The organism is Kitasatospora sp. NPDC003701, assembly GCF_053587085.1.
Genome location: NZ_JBSFNM010000136.1, coordinates 1 through 5,364, shown reverse-complemented (window position 1 = coordinate 5,364; position 5,364 = coordinate 1). Strand labels below are relative to the sequence as shown.

The window sequence follows — 5,364 nt, the reverse complement described above, 5'->3', positions numbered from 1 at the left end:
ATGACGGCTTCGGTGCGCAGGGGGTTGATCTCGGAGACGGCGCCGACGAGCGTGGTCTTGCCGACGCCGAAGCCGCCGGCGACGACGATCTTCGCGGAGGTGGTGGCGCGGGTGGGGGCGGCCGCGTTAGAGCTTGCGAAGTCCACTGAGGACCCTTTCGAGCAGCGTGACGTCGGGCTGGTTTCCGGATTCGCCGCCGGAAGCGGGCTGGTGGATGGCGACCAGGCCGGCTTCGGCCAGGTCGGCCACGAGGATGCGGGCCACCCCCAGAGGAAGGGAGAGCAGCGCCGACACCTCGGCGACGGACTTGACCTCGGTGCACAGGGTGCAGATCCGCTGGTGCTCGGGGAGCAGGGTGGCCAGGCGCTGCGGGTCGACGTTGGCCGAGACGAGCGCCTCCAGCGCCAGCTCGTAGCGCGGCCTGGTCCGTCCGCCGGTCATCGCGAACGGCCGGATCAGCGGGCCCGAGTCGTGGTCGTCCTCGAACTCCTCGACGTACCCGGGCTCCTGGGCCGGCACGTGGCCGGGGCCGGGGCCGTGCTGGCCGGGCTGCGGTGCGGGGGCGGAGTGCCGGCCGGGCAGGTGGCCGGTCGTCCCTCCCGGCGCCGGGTAGCCGGCCGGGGGCGCGTCGTACGAGGGCTGCCGGTCGTACTGGCCGTACTGCTCCTGCGGGTACGGCTGACCGTACTGCTGCTGGCCGTACTGGTCGTACTGGCCGTGCTGGCCGTACTGCTGACCGTGGCCGGCGACGCCGGGTGCTCCGAAGGCGTCATGGCCCGTGCCAGGGTACGGAACGCCGTACTGGCCGCTGCGGTCGTCGGGCGGTGTCACGGTTCCTCTCCTCACAAGGTGCGGCGGTGCGGTGCGAGCTCTGGCACAGGTCCGGAGCCGGTGGTGCGAAGGCCGTACAACGTCCGAACCCGAGCCCGCCGAAGCGGGCCCGGGACGGGCGTGGAGGTGCTTCGAATACCAGGACGGTATCCGACGAACCGTCAGTGCAGGAGACTGCCCTGGAGTTCTGCGCGGAGTGCGGGGGTGAGGACGGCGCCGGCGCGGTCGACGAGCAGCGCCATCTCGTAGCCGACGAGACCGATGTCGGAGTCCGGGGACGCCAGGACGGCAAGGGCGGAGCCGTCACTGACGGCCATCAGGAAGAGGAAACCGCGCTCCATCTCGACAACGGTCTGGTTGACCTCGCCGCCCTCGAAGATCCGGCTGGCGCCGGAGGTGAGGGAGGTGAGGCCGGAGGCGACGGCGGCGAGCTGGTCGGCGCGGTCGCGGGGGAAACCTTCGGACATGCACAGCAGGAGGCCGTCCGCGGAGACCACCACCGTGTGCGACACCCCAGGGGTGTTGTCCACGAAATTGGTGATCAGCCAGTTCAGGTTCTGTGCGGCCTGGCTCATCTGACTCAACTCAACGCTCCTGGTGGTTCGAGCCGCCGAAGAGATCGGTGCTGCGGTTCTGCTGTCCGTTGCCGGACTGGTCTGCCTGATCGGGGTCGATCCGGAAGCTTCCGGTGTTGCCGGCGCTGCGGCCCTGCTCCACACCGCGGCGCAGGTTGGTGAGCCGGCCGCGAACCTCCTCGGGGCTGCGGGAGACCTGCGGCCCGTCCTGCGGAGTGGGCTTGGCGTTGCCGGCCACCAGGTTCTGCTTGGGCACCCGCCGGGGCAGGCCGGAGGGGGTGGTCCCGCCGGAGGCGGGCTCGCGCAGCTGCTCGGCGCGCTGCCAGGCACCGTCGTTGGGCGACTGCCAGGCGGCGCTGGTCGGGCCGGTCGGTCCGGTGGGACCGTAACCGCCCAGCGCGGACACTTCGTGGCCGCGCGGTTCGGTGGGCGCCGAGGTGTCCTTGGCGCCGGTGAACCAGTTCGGGGTCTCGCCGGTGTCCTGGCCGCCGCCCTGCTGCGGCGCCGCGGCCGGGCCGCCACCGGCCAGCTGCTGGCCGGGGCGGCGCTGCGGCAGCCCGGACGGCAGGGTGGCGGTCGTCTCGGCGGCGGGCAGCGCCGGCGGCTCCGGGCTGTACGGGTGGCCGGCCGGGGCCTCCTCGGCCCCGTACTGCTCGTCGCCGTAGCCGTCGTAGCCCTGGTACTGGCCGTACTGGTCGTCCTGGCCCTGACCCTGGTTCTGGCCCTGGCCGTACTGGTCGTCGCCGTAGCCCTGCTGCTGCGGGAACCGGCCGTAGGCGTCCTGACCGTAGTCGTTCTGCCCGTACTCGGCGCCGGCGTACCCGTCCTGGGCGTACCCGGACCGGTCGTAGCCGTACTGCTCGTCGGCGTAGCCGGACTGGTCGTAGCCCTGCTGGGCGTACTGGCCGTCCTGGCCGTCCTGGCCGTAGCCGTCGTCGTTGCGCCGGCCGTACGCCGGGTACTCGTCCTCGACCTCGGCGTCGACCACCGGCTGCTCGGACATCCCGTGCGGGCCGGCCTCCAGGGCCGCGCGGCGGACCTGGTCGAGCCGCTGCGAGCGCTGGACGGCCTCCAGGGCCGGGCTGAAGCCGCTGGAGCCGGCGTTGCCGTTGCCGGTGAGGTGGTCGTCGAAGCCCAGCTCGGCGGCGCTGCGCGGCTGGTTCTGGACCTCGGCGGCCCAGTCGGCCGCGGACGGCTCCTGCTCGGCGAAGATCCGGGACACGGTGAACTGCTCCTCCGGCTCCGGGGCCGGGCCCATCTGGGTCAGGAACGGCGGCAGCATGACCAGCGAGGTGGTGCCCGCGGACTCGCCCGAGGGGCGGAGCTGGACGCGGACGTCGTGCCGCTGGGACAGCCGGCCGACCACGAAGAGGCCCATGCGGCGGGAGATGGTGGCGTCGACGGTGGGCGGCTCGGCCAGCTTCTCGTTGATCTCGGCGAAGTCCTCGGCGGTGAGGCCGATGCCCTTGTCGTGGATCTCGACCAGCACCCGGCCGTCCGGCAGGCGGGTGGCGTTGACCAGCACCCGGGTCTGCGGGCTGGAGAACGAGGTGGCGTTCTCCAGCAGCTCGGCGAGCAGGTGGACGAGGTCGGTCACGGCGGCGCCGACGACCTCGGCCTCGGGGATGCCGGAGAGCTCGACGCGCTCGTACTGCTCCACCTCGGACGCGGCGGCGCGGAGCACGTCGACCAGCGGGACCGGGGTGTTCCAGCGGCGGCCGGCCTCCTCGCCCGCGAGGACGAGCAGGTTCTCACCGTTGCGTCGCATACGGGTCGCGAGGTGGTCCAGCTTGAAGAGGTTCTCCAGCTGGTCCGGGTCGGCCTCGTTGTTCTCCAGGTCGGTGATCAGCGCCAGCTGGCGCTGGATCAGGCTCTGGCTGCGGCGCGACAGGTTGGTGAAGATCGCGTTGACGTTTCCTCGCAGCAGGGCCTGCTCGGCGGCGAGTGCGACCGCCTGCCGGTGGACCTGGTCGAAGGCCCGGGCGACCTCGCCGATCTCGTCCTTGCCGTGCAGCGGGATCTGGCTGACCGAGGTGTCCACCCGGTCCGGGTCGGTCTTGGAGAGCTTCTCGACGAGGTCCGGCAGGCGGTGGTCGGCGATCTCCAGGGCGGCGTTGCGCAGGGTGCGCATGCCCAGGATCATCGAGCGGGCCACGTAGCCGGTGAGGACACCGGCGAGGACCAGCGCCGCGAGCACGATCGCCGAGTTGAGGATGGCGTCGTAGAGCGCGTTGTCCCGCAGGTCGGCGGCGTCGTTGAGGACGTCGTCCAGCAGCGCGACCTCGGTGGCGCGCAGGCTGGCGATGTGGGTGTTGGCGGCCTGCTCCCAGTTCTCCTTGGTCAGACCGGCGTCCTTGGCCTCCTTGTAGGCGGCGTCGGCGGCGGCCTTGCCCTTGGACTGGCCCTCGGCGGCGGCCTGGGTGTAGGCGGCGCCGAGGCCGAGCAGGCCCGTCATGGTCGGCACGCTGCCGTTCGGCATCCGGTAGGCGGCGCGCTGGTCGGCGGCGGCCTGGGCGACCTGGGCGTCGGCGTACCGCTTGGCGTCCTCGGGGGCGCTGCCGGTGTTGAACTCGGAGAGCGAGACCTGCTCCAGCTTCTGGGAGACCAGGAGCTGCTGGATCAGGTCGGTGTTCTCGTACCGGGTGGTGGACTGGGCCGAGATGCCGACCAGCAGGTGGAGCATCAGCGCGCGCTGGGTCGAGGCCGAGGCCTTGGCCAGCGACATGGCGTAGATCGCGCGGCCCTTGCTGGTGATGTTGCTGCTGCCGAGGCCGACCGAGTTGTCGTAGGCCAGCAGCGGCGCGATCATCGTCGAGTAGGCGGACTGGGTCGCGGTCGCGAACAGCTCCGGCTTGTAGGCGGCGTCGCGCAGGTGCGGCAGGAAGCCCACCATGCTCTGGAACGCCGCGTGCCGGTGGGGCAGCTCGGCGGACTTGTCGCTGGCCTCGTAGGCCGCGTTGTAGGCCTTGAGCGCGGCGTCGGTGGTGGTGCGGGTCTTGGGGACGTCGCCGTTCGGGTCCTGGCCGGTCAGCAGGGGGCTGAGCGTCTTGTCGCGCTCGTTCTCCAGCGCCTCGGCGAGCTCGGTGGCCGCCTTGGCCAGGCGGGCGGTCTTCTCGGCGCGCGAGGCCTTGACGTAGCCGTCGACCGAGGTGTTGACGCGCAGGCCGCCGAAGATCAGGCCGATGATGACCGGGATCAGCAGGATGGCTATCAGACGGGCCGGCACGCGCCAGTTGCGGGGCCGGAGGAAGTCGTACCGGCTTCCCTTGCCACCGCTCCCGTCGTCCGCGGAACCGCTGCTGCGGCGCTCCGTGGAGGCGGTCGGCGGCTTCGGTGCGGGCGCCGGGGGGCGCTCCTCGACCGGCGTGAACGCGGAGAATCCGGCCGGATCCGTTGCGGTGCCGTTCGGCTCGCTCTGGCGGGGCTCGGAGCGCCGCTGCGGGGCGACCTGCTGCTTACGCCTCACTCGACAACAACCTCTCGGCCGATTGGCGGCCATGGATCAATCCAGCGCTACCCCTGGCAGCGGCCCGCTGCTGGGTGGGACTGCCGTAATGGATTTAGGGGTAGCTGGAATTTCAGCACGTGCAGGGATGGGGGACAAACAGGTGTCGATGGCGGCCTGCTGCGGAACAATCCGGACATTCGCCGACATCGTGGAGCAAAACCGTGGTCTTCTGGCGCTGAGCGATGCTAATTCGCTACACATGGTCACTGTTGATCACAAAATGCCTACCGAACTGTTATCCGCTGCTTATGTGGGGGTCTTGCGTGGGCCGCCCGGACGACACCCGCCCTGTCTGCGGAGGTGCCCCGGCGCCCGACCGTGACGGTGGGGCGCCGGGGCTGCCGACCTGCGGGTTCCGTTCACCGCAGGCGGGCGAGGAGGGCGTGTTCGACGAGGGTGATGAGGGCGCTCTTGGCGCTGTCGCGTCGTCGGGCGTCGAGGGTGATGACG

General features: G+C 71.4%; 3 protein-coding genes and 2 pseudogenes. All 5 read right to left on the bottom strand.

The genetic code is table 11. The annotated features are described in order from the left end of the window. Positions 1–146: pseudogene (locus tag ACWDRR_RS44000) on the bottom strand (ATP-binding protein); the annotation flags it as partial. Then, a complete protein-coding gene (locus tag ACWDRR_RS43995) occupies positions 127–831 on the bottom strand; it encodes a DUF742 domain-containing protein (RefSeq protein ID WP_449777973.1) in 705 nt (234 codons plus the stop codon). The pseudogene ACWDRR_RS44000 and the gene ACWDRR_RS43995, both read right to left, overlap by 20 nt. A 161-nt stretch (positions 832–992) precedes the next feature. Beyond that, entirely contained in the window at positions 993–1,406 is a 414-nt protein-coding gene (locus ACWDRR_RS43990; RefSeq protein ID WP_030057391.1) for a roadblock/LC7 domain-containing protein, read from the bottom strand. A gap of 10 nt (positions 1,407–1,416) precedes the next feature. Next, positions 1,417–4,872 (bottom strand): nitrate- and nitrite sensing domain-containing protein, encoded by a 3,456-nt coding sequence (locus ACWDRR_RS43985; protein ID WP_449777972.1) that lies wholly within the window; start codon positions 4,870–4,872, stop codon positions 1,417–1,419. Positions 4,873–5,273: 401 nt separating this feature from the next. After that, positions 5,274–5,364: pseudogene (locus ACWDRR_RS43980) on the bottom strand (ATP-binding protein); the annotation flags it as partial.

Coding starts and splice junctions, on each gene's coding strand:
- ACWDRR_RS43990 (WP_030057391.1), bottom strand. CDS start 1,406: ATGAGCCAGGCCGCACAGAACCTGAACTGGCTGATCACCAATTTCGTG.